Genomic DNA, 15,942 nt, shown 5'->3' on the forward strand with positions numbered 1-15,942 from the left:
ATCACTTGTAGCGATGGATGTTCGACAGCTGCTTGTTCGGCTGCGGGTTGCGGCGATAGATCAGCGCCTTTTTGCCGATGGTCTGTACCAGTTCTGCGCGACCGGCTTTGCACAGTGCGGCGATTGCGGCAGCACGTTCTTCCCGATCTTCCGAACGAATCTCGACCTTGATCAGTTCGTGATCGGCCAGAGCGCGTTCGAGTTCGGCGATAACGCCCTCAGTCAGCCCGTTGCCTGCCACAATCAGAACTGGTTTCAGATCGTGGCCAATGGATTTGTACTGTTTCTTCTGCTCGTTATTGAGCGGCATAATCTGACCCTTGTGTCTGATTCTGTAAAAATGGCGGCCATTTTACCCGAGGGCCCGTGGATCCGCCCAGTTAATCACGACCCTAATCATCGAGGTGCCCAGTGGCGCGTTCCAAGACAAGCCTTGGCTGGCTGAAAGAACACTTCAACGATCCTTACGTCAAAAAGGCGCAAAAGGATGGTTATCGCTCGCGTGCGAGCTATAAATTGCTGGAAATCCAGGAAAAGTACCGTTTGATCCGCCCTGGTATGAGTGTGATCGATCTGGGTGCGGCACCCGGTGGCTGGTCGCAGGTGACCAGTCGTCTGATCGGTGGTCAGGGTCGTCTGATTGCGTCTGACATCCTGGAAATGGACAGCATTCCGGATGTCACCTTCATTCGCGGAGATTTTACCCAGGACGAAGTGTTGGCGCAGATTCTCGAGGCGGTCGGTAATTCGCACGTAGACCTTGTGATTTCCGATATGGCCCCCAATATGAGTGGTACGCCTGCCGTGGACATGCCCAAGGCCATGTTTCTGTGCGAGCTGGCACTTGACCTGGCAACCCGGGTACTCAAGCCCGGTGGCGATTTTGTGATCAAAATTTTCCAGGGCGAAGGATTTGACGTGTATCTGAAAGATGCCCGTAAAAAGTTTGACAAGATCATAATGCTTAAACCTGACTCCTCGCGGGATCGCTCCCGTGAGCAGTACATGCTGGCGCGAGGTTATCGCGGCGAGTAAGGCTTCAGGCTGGTGGCTTTCAGGGTGTCCGATAGTTATTTCCAATCGGCCGTCCTGCCTGACCTGGATGAACATCGTGTAGTCTAGGTTTCACAAAGGGTTACAGACGGCGCCTGCAGATGTGTAGGTTATGTAGTAAGTTAGGCCGGTGAATATCATGCGAGGCACGGCTGCGCCGTCAGCCGGCTTCAGAGGGTAGCTAATTGAACGATATGGCAAAGAACTTGATCCTGTGGTTGATCATCGCGGCTGTCCTGGTGACAGTGATGAACAACTTCTCCAGCCCGAATGAGCCACAGACCCTCAACTATTCCGACTTCATTCAGCAGGTCAAGGATGGCAAGGTCGAGCGCGTAGCGGTCGATGGCTATGTCATCACCGGCAAACGTACCGATGGCGACAGCTTCAAGACCATCCGTCCGGCCATCCAGGACAACGGCCTGATCGGTGATCTGGTCGACAACCACGTCGTGGTCGAGGGCAAGCAGCCTGAGCAACAGTCCATCTGGACCCAGCTGCTGGTCGCCAGCTTCCCGATCCTGGTCATCATTGCCGTATTCATGTTCTTCATGCGCCAGATGCAAGGTGGTGCCGGCGGCAAGGGTGGGCCGATGAGCTTCGGCAAGAGCAAGGCGCGTCTGTTGTCCGAAGACCAGGTCAAGACCACTCTGGCTGATGTCGCAGGTTGCGACGAAGCCAAGGAAGAGGTTGGCGAGCTGGTAGAGTTCCTGCGCGATCCAGGCAAGTTCCAGCGCCTGGGCGGCCGCATTCCTCGTGGCGTGCTGATGGTCGGCCCACCGGGTACCGGTAAAACCCTGCTGGCCAAGGCCATTGCCGGCGAAGCCAAGGTGCCGTTCTTCACCATCTCCGGTTCCGACTTTGTCGAAATGTTCGTCGGTGTCGGTGCCAGCCGTGTTCGTGACATGTTCGAGCAGGCCAAGAAGCACGCACCGTGCATCATCTTCATTGACGAAATCGACGCCGTTGGTCGCCATCGTGGCGCCGGCATGGGTGGCGGTCACGACGAGCGTGAGCAGACTCTCAACCAGTTGCTGGTAGAGATGGACGGCTTCGAAATGAATGACGGCATCATTGTTATTGCCGCGACCAACCGTCCCGACGTGCTCGATCCGGCGCTGCTGCGTCCTGGCCGTTTCGACCGTCAGGTTGTGGTCGGGCTGCCGGATATCCGCGGCCGTGAGCAGATCCTCAAAGTACACATGCGCAAGGTGCCGGTTGGCGAGAACGTCAATCCAGCGGTCATCGCCCGTGGTACCCCTGGTTTCTCCGGTGCCGACCTTGCCAACCTGGTCAACGAGGCGTCGCTGTTCGCTGCCCGTGGTGGCAAGCGCGTCGTCGAAATGAAAGAGTTCGAGCTGGCCAAAGACAAGATCATGATGGGTGCTGAGCGCAAATCCATGGTCATGTCCGAGAAAGAGAAGCGCAATACCGCTTATCACGAAGCGGGTCATGCCATCGTTGGTCGCGTCGTGCCTGAGCATGATCCGGTCTACAAGGTGTCGATCATTCCGCGTGGTCGCGCCCTGGGTGTCACCATGTTCCTTCCTGAGGAAGACCGTTACAGCCTGTCCAAGCGTGCGTTGATCAGCCAGATCTGCTCGCTGTACGGCGGCCGTATCGCCGAGGAAATGACCCTTGGTTTCGACGGTGTGACTACCGGTGCCTCCAACGACATCATGCGTGCCAGCCAAATTGCCCGGAACATGGTCACCAAATGGGGCCTGTCGGAAAAACTCGGGCCGCTGATGTATGCCGAAGAAGAAGGTGAAGTCTTCCTGGGTCGCAGCGCCGGCTCCCAGCATGCCAGCGTCTCGGGCGAAACGGCCAAGCTGATCGACTCCGAGGTGCGCAGCATCATCGATCAGTGCTATGCCACCGCGAAGCAGATCCTTACGGATAACCGTGACAAGCTCGACGCTATGGCAGATGCGCTGATGAAGTACGAGACCATTGATGCCGAGCAGATCGACGACATCATGGCTGGCCGTACTCCGCGCGAGCCGCGTGATTGGGAGGATGGCTCGGGTACGCCTGCACAGCAGAGTGATCGCCCGGAATCGCCGATTGGCGGCCCGGCGGCGCAAATCTAAGGGCTTTTATGACGTCAAAGCAGTACCCAACCCGGTTGCCTTGCGGCAACCGGGTTCTTGATTTGTCCCGTACCCATGTCATGGGTATTCTCAATATCACCCCCGATTCCTTCTCCGATGGCGGTCGTTTCACCCAGCGTGATGCGGCATTGCGTCATGCCGAGGCGATGGTGGCTGCCGGTGCGACCCTGGTCGATGTCGGTGGCGAGTCCACTCGTCCTGGTGCTCGAGCGGTGTCTGCGCTTGAAGAGCTGGAGCGCGTTGCCCCGATCGTCGAAGCCATCAATCGTGAGCTCGATGTGATCATCTCGATTGATACCTCGACGCCAGCGGTCATCCGCGAGTCAGCCAGGCTCGGTGCCGGGTTGATCAACGATGTGCGTTCGCTCAGCCGTGACGGTGCTCTGGATGCTGCTGCTGCAACCGGTTTGCCAGTGTGCCTGATGCATATGCGCGGCGAGCCGGGCGACATGCAGGACAATCCGCATTACCAGGATGTCACTGCCGAGGTAGCGAGCTATCTTGAAGAGCGAATGGCAGCTTGCGCGGCCGTCGGCATCGAGGCCGGGCGGATCATCCTCGATCCGGGCTTCGGCTTTGCCAAGACGCTGGAGCACAACCTTAGCCTGTTCAAGCACATGGAAGCGCTTTATCGGCTGGGGCGTCCCTTGCTGGTGGGCGTTTCGCGCAAGAGCATGATCGGCCTGGCCCTTGGTCGTCCGGTTGGAGAACGGCTCTATGGCAGCCTTGCCCTGGCTGCGCTGGCGATGACCAAGGGTGCGAGCATCCTGCGTGTTCACGATGTCGCCGAAACCGCCGATGTAGTGCGGATGATTGCAGCGGTTCAAACCGCCGAATAAGCGTGATGGAGCATCTATGAGCAGAAAATATTTTGGTACCGACGGTATCCGTGGCCGTGTCGGCGAATACCCCATCACCCCTGACTTCATGCTCAAGCTCGGCTGGGCCGCGGGCATGGCCTTCCGCAAGATGGGCGCTTGCCGGGTGTTGGTGGGCAAGGATACCCGCATTTCCGGGTACATGTTCGAATCGGCCCTGGAGGCTGGCTTGTCCGCCGCTGGCGCTGACGTGATGTTGCTCGGGCCGATGCCGACCCCGGCCATCGCCTACCTGACCCGGACCTTTCATGCCGAGGCCGGTATCGTTATCAGTGCTTCGCACAATCCACATGATGACAACGGCATCAAGTTCTTCTCCGGTCAAGGCACCAAGTTGCCTGACGAAGTCGAGTTGATGATCGAAGAGTTGCTCGATCAGCCAATGACCGTGGTCGAGTCGAGCAAGCTGGGCAAGGTGTCGAGAATCAACGACGCTGCCGGGCGCTATATCGAATTCTGCAAAAGCAGCGTGCCGACCAGCACCGATTTCGCCGGCCTCAAACTGGTGGTCGATTGCGCTCACGGCGCTACCTACAAGGTCGCGCCAAGCGTGTTTCGCGAGCTGGGTGCTGATGTCACGGTGCTTTCGGCACAGCCAGACGGCCTGAACATCAACGAAAACTGTGGTTCGACCCATATCGAATCGCTGCAAGCGGCGGTTCTGGTTGGTCATGCTGACCTGGGTATTGCCTTCGATGGCGATGGCGACCGGGTGTTGATGGTCGACCATACCGGTGCGGTCGTCGATGGTGATGAGTTGCTGTTCATCATCGCCCGTGACCTGCAGGAGCGCGGCAAGCTGCAGGGTGGGGTGGTTGGCACGCTGATGAGCAATCTGGGCCTGGAGCTGGCGCTCAAGGACCTCGATATCCCCTTTGTGCGTGCCAAGGTCGGTGACCGCTATGTGATGGCTGAGTTGCTCGAGCGCGAATGGATCATTGGCGGCGAGAACTCCGGGCATGTGGTGTGCTTCAACCACACCACTACGGGGGACGCGATTATCGCTGCGCTGCAGGTGCTGATGGCCCTCAAACGTCGTGACGAGACCCTTGCCCAGTCTCGTCAGGCCCTGCGCAAGTGCCCGCAGGTGCTGATCAATGTGCGTTTCGGTGCCAGCAAGGTCGACCCCCTGGAGCATCCGGCGGTGAAGGAGGCTTCTGCCCGGGTAACCGAAGAAATGGCCGGGCGTGGTCGCGTGTTGCTGCGCAAGTCCGGAACAGAGCCATTGGTGCGGGTAATGGTCGAAGGCGATGACGAAAGTCAGGTTCGCGCACACGCCGAAACCCTGGCAAAGCTGGTAAGTGAAGTTTGCGTTTGAAATACGCTTGCCAGCAGTGATTTGGTTGGGTAACATCTGCGCCCACTTTGACCGACGAGGTACAGCATGCGTCGCCCTATGGTAGCTGGTAACTGGAAGATGCACGGTACCCGCGCCAGCGTCGCTGAGCTGATCAATGGCTTGAGTAATCAGGCCTTGCCGAGCGGTGTTGAGGTCGCGGTGTTTCCTTCCTCGTTGTACATCAATCAGGTGATTGATGGATTGCAGGGTAAGTCGATCGCCGTTGGCGCTCAGAATTCTGCGGTACAGCCTGAGCAAGGCGCGCTGACCGGTGAAATTGCACCGAGCCAGCTGGCTGAGGCAGGTTGCGAGCTGGTACTGATTGGGCACTCCGAACGCCGCCAGATCATTGGCGAGAACGACGAAGTCCTCAATCGCAAGTTCGCTGCGGCACAGGCTTGCGGTTTGAAGCCGGTGCTCTGTGTAGGGGAAACCCTCGAAGAGCGCGAAGCAGGTAAAACGCTTGAGATTGTCGGGCGTCAGCTGGACAGCGTCATCGAAGCGTTCGGTGTTGATGTCTTCGCCAGTGCGGTGATTGCTTATGAGCCTGTATGGGCCATCGGTACAGGGCTGACAGCCTCGCCACAGCAGGCTCAGGATGTGCATAAGGCCATTCGTGAGCAACTGGCGGCAAAGAACCCGGAAGTCGCGAAGAATGTGCGGCTTCTATACGGCGGCAGCGTGAAGGCGGCCAATGCGGCTGAACTGTTCGGCATGCCGGATATCGATGGGGGCCTGATTGGTGGGGCTTCTCTGAACGCAGACGAATTCGGTGCAATTTGTCGCGCCGCAGGAAACTGAAAAATGCTGGAAACAGTGATCGTTGTTTTGCATCTGATGGGCGCACTGGGTTTGGTAGTGCTGGTGTTGCTGCAACAGGGTAAAGGTGCGGAAGCGGGTGCATCTTTCGGCGCAGGTGCTTCAAATACTGTGTTCGGAAGCCAAGGTTCTGCTACCTTTCTGAGTAAGTTTACTGCTATACTAGCTGCCTCTTTCTTCTTAACTGCTCTTGGGTTAGGATACTTTGCTAAAGAGAAAGCTCATGAGCTGACTCAGGTAGGGTTACCAGATCCAGCGGTACTTGAAGTGAAGCAGCAAAAGCCGGCAACAGATGATGTACCGGTGCTCCAGGAGCAGAAGAGCGAAGCCACTAACACTGGTGATGTTCCTCCCGCTCAAGAGCAGAAGTAACGGGTTTCAAAGTAGTATTGCCGAGGTGGTGGAATTGGTAGACACGCAACCTTGAGGTGGTTGTGCCCATAGGGTGTAGGGGTTCGAGTCCCCTTCTCGGTACCAATTGAAACAAGACAGCCCGCTACAGCGGGCTTTCTTGTAGGTGGAGGTTAGATTGACCCTAACAGGGTTCGGTCGTATACTTTCGCCCCAGCTTTGTCGCGGGGTGGAGCAGTCTGGTAGCTCGTCGGGCTCATAACCCGAAGGTCGTTGGTTCAAATCCAGCCCCCGCAACCAGTTTCAGCGGAGCCCCTTTTGCAGGGGCTTTTTCTTGGCTGAACAGTCATAACGCCGGTATTCAACGGCGTATCAGGGATGGGCGCTTCGCCCATTTTTTATTTGCATAGCATGCACGAGGGGGTTCAGGTGTCGAGCAAGCTAGAACAGTTGCAGGCCTTGTTGGCCCCGGTGGTCGAGGCTCTTGGCTATCAATGCTGGGGGATCGAATTCATCTCTCAAGGCAAACATTCGGTACTGCGTATCTATATCGATAAAGAGGATGGAATCCTGGTTGATGACTGCGCGATTGTCAGTCGTCAGGTCAGCGGTGTTCTCGATGTCGAAGATCCGATCAGTTCTGAGTACACCCTTGAAGTGTCCTCTCCTGGCATGGAACGCCCGCTGTTCACTTTGGAACAGTTTGCTTCGCATGCCGGCGAACAAGTGAAGATCAAGCTGCGTACGCCCTTTGAAGGTCGTCGTAACTTTCAGGGCCTTCTCCGTGGCGTGGAGGAGCAGGATGTGGTTGTCCAGGTAGACAACAACGAATTCCTGTTGCCGATCGATTCGATCGACAAGGCCAACATTATTCCCAGTTTTGACTGAGACGTGCCGGATCCCGCGGACCGCGCGGATCCAATGGCTTGCGAAAGGCGAGGCGTACGATGAGCAAAGAAGTACTGCTGGTTGTTGAGTCGGTATCCAACGAAAAGGGCGTACCGGCCGGCGTAATTTTTGAAGCGCTGGAAGTGGCTCTGGCCACTGCAACCAAAAAACGTTTTGACGACGAAGTTGATCTGCGTGTGGAAATCAATCGCCACACCGGTAGCTACGAAACCTTCCGTCGCTGGACTGTCGTCGAAGAGAAAGATCTGGACGATCCGGCGATCGAAGTGTGGCCGGCGAAGATTCAGGAGACTCATCCTGAAGCCAAAGTCGGTGACGTGATCGAAGAAAAGATCGAGTCGATCGAGTTCGGCCGTATTGCCGCCCAGACCGCCAAGCAAGTCATCGTCCAGAAGGTCCGTGAAGCCGAGCGCGCTCAGGTGGTAGATGCCTACCGCGAGCGTCTGGGCGAGATCATCTCCGGTACCGTCAAGAAGGTCACCCGTGACAATGTCATCGTTGACCTGGGCAACAACGCCGAAGCGTTGCTGGCCCGTGAAGACATCATCTCTCGCGAGACTTTCCGTGTCGGTGTGCGTCTGCGTGCCCTGCTCAAGGAAATCCGCACCGAGAACCGCGGCCCGCAGTTGATCCTGTCGCGTACCGCGCCACAGATGCTGATCGAACTGTTCCGCATCGAAGTGCCGGAAATCGCCGAGGGCCTGATCGAAGTCATGGCCGCGTCCCGTGATCCGGGTTCGCGCGCCAAAATCGCCGTACGCTCCAAGGACAAGCGCATTGACCCGCAAGGTGCCTGTATCGGCATGCGCGGTTCGCGTGTCCAGGCTGTGTCCGGTGAACTGGGCGGCGAACGTGTGGATATCGTCCTGTGGGACGACAACCCTGCACAGTTCGTCATCAACGCAATGTCGCCGGCTGAAGTCGCGGCGATCATCGTCGATGAAGATGCCCACGCCATGGACATCGCCGTGGGTGCCGACAACCTGGCCCAGGCAATTGGCCGTGGTGGCCAGAACGTGCGTCTTGCCAGCCAGTTGACCGGCTGGACCCTGAACGTGATGACCGAATCGGACATCCAGGCCAAGCAGCAAGCTGAAACCGGTGACATCCTGCGCAACTTCATCGACGAGCTGGAAGTCGACGAAGAGCTGGCACAGGTGCTGGTCGATGAAGGCTTCACCAGCCTGGAAGAGATTGCCTACGTACCGTTGGAAGAAATGCTCAACATCGACGGCTTTGACGAAGACATCGTCAATGAGCTTCGTGCTCGCGCCAAGGATCGTTTGTTGACCAAAGCCATCGCTACTGAGGAAAAGCTGGCAGACGCCCATCCGGCCGAAGACCTGCTCTCGCTTGAGGGTATGGACAAGGATTTGGCGATGGAACTGGCGGTGCGCGGCGTAGTTACCCGCGAAGACCTGGCCGAGCAGTCGATTGACGACCTGCTCGACATCGACGGCATCGACCAAGAGCGTGCCGGCAAGTTGATCATGGCCGCCCGAGCCCACTGGTTCGAGTAATTAGGCGCGGCCTGAGGAGAGAAGTGCATGACGCAAGTCACGGTGAAAGAATTGGCCCAAGAGGTCGCTGCACCGGTAGAGCGCCTGCTGCAGCAGATGCGTGAGGCAGGTCTGCCGCACACCGACGCCGGTCAGGTAGTGACCGACAATGAGAAGCAGGCTCTGCTGGCTCATTTGAAGAGCAGCCACAAGGCGAAGGTGGAAGAGCCGCGCAAGATCACCTTGCAGCGCAAGACCACCAGCACCCTGCGTGTTGCCGGTAGCAAAAGCATCAGCGTAGAAGTACGCAAGAAGAAAGTATTCGTTCAGCGCAGCCCGGAAGAAATCCAGGCCGAGCAGAAGCGCGAGCTGGAAGAGCGCCGTGCAGCCGAAAACGCTGCCCGTGAGAAGACCGACACCGAAGCACGTCAGCGTGCCGAGGAAGAAAGCCGTCGCCAGCCAGCTGCAGCACCTGCTGCCGCTGCTCCGGTTGCTCCGGCTCCGGCCCCAGTGATCGTGTCTGCTGACGCCGCTCCGGCGCCGGTTGCTGACCGCAAAAAAGACGACGTGCGTCGCAACGACAAGTCGCGTGACGACGATCGTCGTGGTGGCGAGCGCCGTAACGAAGCGCCACGCGTTTCGGTCAAGGTCAAGGAAAAGGAAAAGGCGCCAACTCCGCGTGCCGCTCCGCGTACCACCGACGAAGAAAGCGATGGCTTCCGTCGTGGTGGCCGTGGCAAGGGCAAGCCGAAGAAGCGCAATGCCCATGGTTTCCAGAGCCCGACCGGTCCGGTTATCCGCGACGTGCAGATCGGCGAGACCATCACGGTTTCCGATCTTGCCAACCAGATGTCCGTCAAGGGCGCTGAAGTGGTCAAGTTCATGTTCAAGCTGGGCACTCCGGTGACCATCAACCAGGTGCTTGATCGCGAGACCGCTCAGCTGGTTGCCGAAGAGCTGGGCCACAAGGTCACCCTGGTCAGCGATACCGCCCTGGAAGACTCCCTGGCCGAATCGCTGAAGTTTGAAGGTGAAACCTTCTCCCGTGCACCGGTCGTGACCGTAATGGGCCACGTTGACCACGGTAAGACCTCGCTGCTCGACTATATCCGTCGTGCCAAGGTAGCTGCTGGCGAAGCCGGTGGTATTACCCAGCACATCGGTGCCTACCACGTGGAAACCGACCGCGGTATGGTCACCTTCCTCGATACCCCTGGTCACGCCGCGTTTACCGCCATGCGAGCCCGTGGTGCCAAGGCTACCGACATCGTGATCCTGGTGGTCGCGGCGGACGATGGTGTGATGCCGCAAACCCGTGAAGCCGTTCAGCATGCCAAGGCAGCTGGCGTCCCACTGGTTGTTGCAGTGAACAAGATCGACAAGCCGGGTGCTGATCTGGATCGCATCCGTAACGAGCTGTCCGTCGAAGGCGTTACTTCCGAGGAATGGGGTGGTGACACGCCGTTCGTCAAGGTTTCCGCGAAGATGGGTACCGGTGTCGACGAGCTGCTCGAAGCCGTTCTGTTGCAAGCAGAGATCCTCGAGCTCAAAGCTACGCCATCGGCCCCGGGTCGTGGTGTTGTCGTCGAGTCGCGCCTGGACAAGGGTCGCGGCCCGGTGGCTACCGTGCTGGTCCAAGACGGTACCCTGCGTCAGGGCGATATGGTCCTGTGCGGTTCGAACTATGGCCGTGTACGGGCCATGCTCGACGAAAACGGCAAGCCTGTTAAGGAAGCCGGTCCGGCAATCCCGGTCGAGATCCTCGGCCTGGACGGTACCCCGGATGCGGGTGACGAGCTGTCGGTAGTGGCTGACGAGAAGAAAGCCCGTGAAGTCGCGCTGTTCCGTCAAGGCAAGTTCCGCGAAGTCAAACTGGCTCGCGCACATGCCGGCAAACTCGAAAACATCTTCGAGAACATGGGCCAGGAAGAGAAGAAGACCCTCAACATCGTACTCAAGTCCGATGTACGTGGTTCTCTCGAGGCGCTGCAGGGCTCCCTGAGCGGCCTGGGCAACGACGAAGTACAGGTTCGTGTGATCGGTGGCGGTGTCGGTGGTATCACCGAGAGCGACGCCAACCTGGCCCTGGCTTCCAATGCAGTACTGTTCGGCTTCAACGTGCGTGCCGATGCCGGCGCGCGCAAGATCGTCGAGCAGGAAGGTCTGGATATGCGTTACTACAACGTAATCTACGACATCATTGAAGACGTCAAGAAAGCCCTGACCGGTATGCTCGGCAGTGATGTTCGCGAGAACATCCTGGGTATCGCCGAAGTGCGTGATGTGTTCCGTTCGCCGAAGTTCGGCGCCATCGCTGGCTGTATGGTCACCGAGGGTGTGGTCTACCGCAACCGTCCGATCCGCGTACTGCGCGAAGACGTGGTGATCTTCGAAGGCGAGCTGGAATCGCTGCGTCGCTTCAAGGACGATGCGTCCGAAGTGCGTGCCGGCATGGAATGCGGTATCGGCGTGAAGAGCTACAACGACGTCAAAGTCGGCGACAAGATCGAAGTCTTCGAGAAAGTCCAAGTGGCTCGTACGCTCTAAGCATCGAGCATGGGAAGCGCGAAATGCCCGTCGCAAGGCGGTCGTCAGCGCCTCTGAACGCAACGCCCGGTCAGGCTCAAGCCTGGTCGGGCGTTTGCCGCTTTAGTTACAGGTAGCAAAAATGGCCAAAGAATATAGCCGTACCCAACGCATTGGCGATCAGATGCAGCGTGAACTCGCGCAACTGATTCGTCGCGAAGTCAAAGATCCACGCGTGGGTCTTGTGACCATCACTGCCGTCGACGTCAGTCGCGATGTCGGTCACGCCAAGGTGTATATCACCGTGATGGGCCAGGACAGCGCTGAAGACATCAAGCAAAGCCTTAAAGTGCTCAATAGCGCCGCGGGCTTCCTGCGCATGCAATTGGGCAAGGAAATGAAACTGCGCAGTGTGCCGCAGCTGCATTTCCACTACGACGAGAGCGTGACGCGTGGCGCCCACCTGTCGGCGCTGATCGAGCGTGCTGTTGCCGAAGACAGTCAGCACCAGGCCGCCGATACCCCGGACACCAAGGAGTAAGCGGTGGCCCAGGTCAAACGTATTCGTCGTAACGTCAGTGGCATCATTCTGCTCGACAAACCGTTGGGGTTTACCTCCAACGCTGCGCTGCAGAAGGTCCGCTGGCTGCTCAACGCCGAGAAGGCCGGTCACACCGGCAGTCTCGACCCGCTGGCCAGTGGCGTACTGCCGCTGTGCTTCGGTGAGGCCACCAAGTTTTCCCAGTACCTGCTCGATTCCGACAAGGGCTACGAGACGGTCATGCAACTGGGGCAGACCACCACCACCGGCGATGCCGAGGGTGAAGTGCTGAAAACCCGCGAAGTGACCGTTGGTCGCGCCGATGTTGAAGCCGTTCTGCCACAATTTCGTGGTGAAATCAGTCAGATACCACCGATGTACTCGGCCCTCAAGCGCGACGGACAGCCGCTGTACAAGCTCGCCCGTGCAGGTGAAGTAGTGGAGCGCGAGGCGCGTTCTGTTACTATTAACCGCTTGCAGTTGCTCGAGTGCGAAGGCACCCGCGTTCGACTGTCGGTCGGCTGCAGCAAAGGCACCTACATCCGCACCCTGGTCGAAGATATCGGCGAGATGCTCGGTTGTGGCGCCTATGTCGCCGAACTGCGTCGCACGCACGCCGGGCCCTTCGAACTGGCGCAGACGGTGACCCTCGAAGAGCTCGAAGCGGTTCACGCCGAAGGTGGCAACGAAGCGGTTGATCGCTTCCTGATGCCTTCGGACAGCGGCCTGCAAGACTGGCCTCTGCTGCAGTTTTCCGAGCACAGTGCTTTCTACTGGCTGCACGGTCAGCCGGTCAGAGCCCCCGACGCGCCGAAGTTCGGCATGGTCCGGGTACAGGATCACAACGGTCGTTTCATCGGTATCGGTGAAGTGAGCGAAGACGGGCGCATCGCGCCGCGTCGACTGATTCGGTCAGAATGATCGAAACCTTCAGTGTCGGGCCCCGGTCCGGTACTGGTGGCAAAGAGGATGGCTGTCAATAGGCACGGTTACGCCTCACTTTATGAATACAGGGATTTGTCCCTGGCCTATTGGAAACCGTTTGTTCGGTTTCCCTTGATTTGGAGAAGCCAGATGGCACTCAGCGTTGAAGAAAAAGCAAAGATCGTTGGCGAATACCAGCAAGCCGCCGGTGACACCGGTAGCCCAGAAGTGCAAGTTGCACTGCTGACCGCCAACATCAACAAGCTGCAAGGCCACTTCAAGGCCAACGGCAAAGACCACCACTCCCGTCGTGGTCTGATCCGCATGGTTAACCAGCGTCGTAAGCTGCTGGACTACCTGAAGGGCAAAGACACCACTCGTTACAGCGCCCTGATCGGTCGCCTGGGTCTGCGTCGCTAATAGCGGCCTGGCCAGTGGTGTGCACGGCGTGTTGCATTCTTCGCTCCCGATGCCTGGCATTGGGAGCGATGAGCACGCCGCGCGTATCTATGAGGTTGGCTGTCTGTCTCGCCTGAGCGGTTTTCCGCAAGGGCAGGGCAGGCTTCCAACCTCTAGTTTTATCTGGACTGCCAACAGGGCCGATTCCCTGTGCTGCCCAAGAATTCGCAAGAACCAGTTCCCCCAGAGCCACTGAAGAAGGTAGGAAACCGTGAACCCGGTAATCAAGAAATTCCAGTTCGGTCAATCGACCGTTACCCTCGAGACGGGCCGTATTGCTCGTCAAGCGTCCGGCGCCGTATTGGTCACCGTCGACAACGATGTCACCGTACTGGTGACCGTGGTCGGTGCCAAACAGGCCGATCCAGGCAAAGGCTTTTTCCCCCTGTCCGTTCACTATCAGGAAAAGACCTACGCCGCCGGCAAGATCCCTGGTGGTTTCTTCAAGCGTGAAGGCCGTCCTTCCGAGAAAGAAACCCTGACCTCGCGTCTGATCGACCGTCCGATCCGTCCGCTGTTCCCAGAAGGCTTCATGAACGAAGTGCAGGTTGTCTGCACCGTCGTTTCCACCAGCAAAAAGACCGATCCGGACATCGCTGCGATGATCGGTACCTCGGCTGCCCTGGCAATCTCCGGCATTCCATTCGAAGGCCCGATCGGTGCCGCGCGCGTTGCTTTCCACGAAAGCACCGGCTACCTGCTGAACCCGACTTACGAGCAACTGGCTGCCTCTAGCCTGGACATGGTCGTTGCTGGTACTTCCGACGCCGTCCTGATGGTTGAATCGGAAGCCAAAGAGCTGACCGAAGACCAGATGCTGGGCGCTGTACTGTTCGCCCACGACGAATTCCAGGCTGTTATCCAGGCTGTCAAAGAGCTGGCCGCCGAAGCTGCCAAGCCTACTTGGGACTGGACTGCCAAGGCTGAGAACACTTCCCTGCTGAGCGCCATTCGCGCTGAACTGGGCGAAGCGGTTTCCCAGGCTTACACCATCACCGTCAAGGCCGACCGTTACGCTCGCCTGGGTGAGCTGCGCGATCAGGCGATTGCCAAGTTCTCCGGTGAAGAAGGTCAGCCATCGGCCGGCGAAGTCAAAGAAATCTTCGGCGAAATCGAATACCGCACCGTTCGCGAAAACATCGTTAACGGCAAGCCACGTATCGACGGCCGCGACACCAAGACTGTTCGTCCGCTGAACATCGAAGTCGGCGTTCTGCCGAAGACTCACGGTTCGGCGCTGTTCACCCGTGGCGAGACACAGGCTCTGGTCGTTGCGACCCTGGGTACTGCCCGTGACGCCCAGCTGCTGGACACCCTCGAAGGCGAGAAGAAAGACCCCTTCATGCTGCACTACAACTTCCCGCCGTTCTCGGTAGGCGAGTGTGGTCGCATGGGCGGTGCTGGTCGTCGTGAAATCGGTCACGGCCGTCTGGCCCGTCGTTCGGTCCAGGCCATGCTGCCTGCCGCTGACGTGTTCCCGTACACCATCCGTGTGGTATCGGAAATCACCGAATCCAACGGTTCCAGCTCCATGGCTTCGGTTTGCGGTGCTTCCCTGGCCCTGATGGACGCCGGTGTACCGATGAAGGCACCAGTGGCCGGTATCGCCATGGGTCTGGTTAAAGAAGGCGAGAAGTTCGCCATCCTGACCGACATCCTCGGTGACGAAGACCACCTGGGCGACATGGACTTCAAAGTAGCCGGTACCGCCAAAGGTGTTACCGCGCTGCAGATGGACATCAAGATCAACGGCATCACCGAAGAGATCATGGAAATCGCCCTGGGCCAGGCCCTGGAAGCGCGCCTGAACATCCTCGGTCAGATGAACCAGATCATCGGTCAGTCGCGTAGCGAGCTGTCGGAAAATGCTCCGACCATGATCGCCATGAAGATCGACACCGACAAGATCCGTGACGTCATCGGTAAAGGTGGCGCAACCATTCGTGCCATCTGCGAAGAAACCAAGGCTTCGATCGATATCGAAGACGACGGCTCGATCAAGATCTTCGGTGAAACCAAAGACGCCGCTGAAGCTGCTCGTCAGCGCGTTCTGAGCATCACTGCAGAAGCTGAAATCGGCAAGATCTACGTCGGTAAGGTCGAGCGCATCGTTGACTTCGGTGCCTTCGTCAACATCCTGCCAGGCAAGGACGGTCTGGTTCACATCTCCATGCTGAGCGATGCTCGCGTTGAGAAAGTGACCGACATCCTGAAAGAAGGTCAGGAAGTTGAAGTACTGGTACTGGACGTGGACAACCGCGGTCGTATCAAGCTGTCGATCAAGGACGTTGCCGCTGCCAAGGCATCCGGCGTCTAAGAACGTAGCGTAAAGAAAAGGACCCTTCGGGGTCCTTTTTTTATGCCTGCGGCAATTGTCTTGCGGACTTGCATCTTGCATGCGGGATTCTGCCGAGGCTTGCAAATTGCACGATCGCGGCTTTTTCGTCTAACTCTAAACGACTGATTTATAAGGAAATAATCAATTAGAAAAGCTGGCATAGACCCTGCAACGGTAGTCATACCCCTGCTG

Annotated in this window: 14 protein-coding genes and 2 tRNA genes; 15 read left to right on the plus strand and 1 reads right to left on the minus strand. The window is 58.1% G+C overall.

The window, feature by feature from the left end; all coding sequences use genetic code 11:
• Position 1: 1 nt before the first annotated feature.
• Positions 2–310 (minus strand): ribosome assembly RNA-binding protein YhbY, encoded by a 309-nt coding sequence (gene yhbY / locus ACVI9W_RS15915; RefSeq protein ID WP_038606752.1) that lies wholly within the window; start codon positions 308–310, stop codon positions 2–4.
• 101 nt (positions 311–411) lie between these two features.
• On the opposite strand from yhbY, the gene rlmE reads away from it, so the two are divergent.
• The 15 genes from rlmE to pnp all read left to right on the plus strand — a co-directional run bounded on the left by rlmE (position 412) and on the right by pnp (position 15,729).
• Positions 412–1,035, plus strand: coding sequence for a 23S rRNA (uridine(2552)-2'-O)-methyltransferase RlmE (gene rlmE, locus ACVI9W_RS15920; RefSeq protein WP_203482764.1), 624 nt, complete (start codon positions 412–414; stop codon positions 1,033–1,035).
• Positions 1,036–1,247: 212 nt separating this feature from the next.
• Positions 1,248–3,146, plus strand: coding sequence for an ATP-dependent zinc metalloprotease FtsH (gene ftsH / locus ACVI9W_RS15925; protein ID WP_461530482.1), 1,899 nt, complete (start codon positions 1,248–1,250; stop codon positions 3,144–3,146).
• Between the two features lie 8 nt (positions 3,147–3,154).
• A complete protein-coding gene (gene folP, locus ACVI9W_RS15930) occupies positions 3,155–4,006 on the plus strand; it encodes a dihydropteroate synthase (protein ID WP_461530483.1) in 852 nt (283 codons plus the stop codon).
• A gap of 16 nt (positions 4,007–4,022) precedes the next feature.
• Positions 4,023–5,363, plus strand: coding sequence for a phosphoglucosamine mutase (glmM, locus tag ACVI9W_RS15935; RefSeq protein ID WP_038606763.1), 1,341 nt, complete (start codon positions 4,023–4,025; stop codon positions 5,361–5,363).
• Positions 5,364–5,429: 66 nt separating this feature from the next.
• Complete coding sequence (gene tpiA / locus ACVI9W_RS15940) at positions 5,430–6,185, plus strand: triose-phosphate isomerase (RefSeq protein WP_461530484.1); 756 nt, start codon at positions 5,430–5,432, stop codon at positions 6,183–6,185.
• A 3-nt stretch (positions 6,186–6,188) separates the two neighbouring features.
• Positions 6,189–6,575: a preprotein translocase subunit SecG gene (secG, locus tag ACVI9W_RS15945; RefSeq protein WP_038606768.1), complete on the plus strand. Its 387-nt coding sequence runs from the start codon at positions 6,189–6,191 to the stop codon at positions 6,573–6,575.
• Positions 6,576–6,594: 19 nt separating this feature from the next.
• Positions 6,595–6,680, plus strand: a tRNA-Leu gene (locus ACVI9W_RS15950).
• Between the two features lie 97 nt (positions 6,681–6,777).
• Positions 6,778–6,854 (plus strand) — tRNA-Met (locus tag ACVI9W_RS15955).
• Positions 6,855–6,983: 129 nt separating this feature from the next.
• The gene (gene rimP, locus ACVI9W_RS15960; protein ID WP_038616231.1) at positions 6,984–7,442 is read left to right on the plus strand and encodes a ribosome maturation factor RimP; all 459 of its coding nucleotides are present in this window, start codon (positions 6,984–6,986) and stop codon (positions 7,440–7,442) included.
• A gap of 59 nt (positions 7,443–7,501) precedes the next feature.
• Positions 7,502–8,983, plus strand: coding sequence for a transcription termination factor NusA (gene nusA, locus ACVI9W_RS15965; protein ID WP_038606771.1), 1,482 nt, complete (start codon positions 7,502–7,504; stop codon positions 8,981–8,983).
• 27 nt (positions 8,984–9,010) lie between these two features.
• The gene (infB, locus tag ACVI9W_RS15970; RefSeq protein WP_461530485.1) at positions 9,011–11,509 is read left to right on the plus strand and encodes a translation initiation factor IF-2; all 2,499 of its coding nucleotides are present in this window, start codon (positions 9,011–9,013) and stop codon (positions 11,507–11,509) included.
• A 121-nt stretch (positions 11,510–11,630) separates the two neighbouring features.
• Positions 11,631–12,029: a 30S ribosome-binding factor RbfA gene (gene rbfA / locus ACVI9W_RS15975; protein WP_038606777.1), complete on the plus strand. Its 399-nt coding sequence runs from the start codon at positions 11,631–11,633 to the stop codon at positions 12,027–12,029.
• 3 nt (positions 12,030–12,032) lie between these two features.
• The gene (gene truB / locus ACVI9W_RS15980; protein ID WP_461530486.1) at positions 12,033–12,950 is read left to right on the plus strand and encodes a tRNA pseudouridine(55) synthase TruB; all 918 of its coding nucleotides are present in this window, start codon (positions 12,033–12,035) and stop codon (positions 12,948–12,950) included.
• 153 nt (positions 12,951–13,103) lie between these two features.
• A complete protein-coding gene (rpsO, locus tag ACVI9W_RS15985; RefSeq protein WP_010222985.1) occupies positions 13,104–13,373 on the plus strand; it encodes a 30S ribosomal protein S15 in 270 nt (89 codons plus the stop codon).
• Between the two features lie 250 nt (positions 13,374–13,623).
• Positions 13,624–15,729, plus strand: a complete 2,106-nt coding sequence (pnp, locus tag ACVI9W_RS15990) for a polyribonucleotide nucleotidyltransferase (protein ID WP_461530487.1) — start codon at positions 13,624–13,626, stop codon at positions 15,727–15,729.
• Positions 15,730–15,942: the final 213 nt, after the last annotated feature.

It is taken from the genome of Pseudomonas sp. 210_17 TE3656 (assembly GCF_054821965.1).

Coding starts and splice junctions, on each gene's coding strand:
- yhbY (WP_038606752.1), bottom strand. CDS start 310: ATGCCGCTCAATAACGAGCAGAAGAAACAGTACAAATCCATTGGCCAC.
- ftsH (WP_461530482.1), top strand. CDS start 1,248: ATGGCAAAGAACTTGATCCTGTGGTTGATCATCGCGGCTGTCCTGGTG.
- folP (WP_461530483.1), top strand. CDS start 3,155: ATGACGTCAAAGCAGTACCCAACCCGGTTGCCTTGCGGCAACCGGGTT.
- glmM (WP_038606763.1), top strand. CDS start 4,023: ATGAGCAGAAAATATTTTGGTACCGACGGTATCCGTGGCCGTGTCGGC.
- tpiA (WP_461530484.1), top strand. CDS start 5,430: ATGCGTCGCCCTATGGTAGCTGGTAACTGGAAGATGCACGGTACCCGC.
- secG (WP_038606768.1), top strand. CDS start 6,189: ATGCTGGAAACAGTGATCGTTGTTTTGCATCTGATGGGCGCACTGGGT.
- nusA (WP_038606771.1), top strand. CDS start 7,502: ATGAGCAAAGAAGTACTGCTGGTTGTTGAGTCGGTATCCAACGAAAAG.
- infB (WP_461530485.1), top strand. CDS start 9,011: ATGACGCAAGTCACGGTGAAAGAATTGGCCCAAGAGGTCGCTGCACCG.
- rbfA (WP_038606777.1), top strand. CDS start 11,631: ATGGCCAAAGAATATAGCCGTACCCAACGCATTGGCGATCAGATGCAG.
- rpsO (WP_010222985.1), top strand. CDS start 13,104: ATGGCACTCAGCGTTGAAGAAAAAGCAAAGATCGTTGGCGAATACCAG.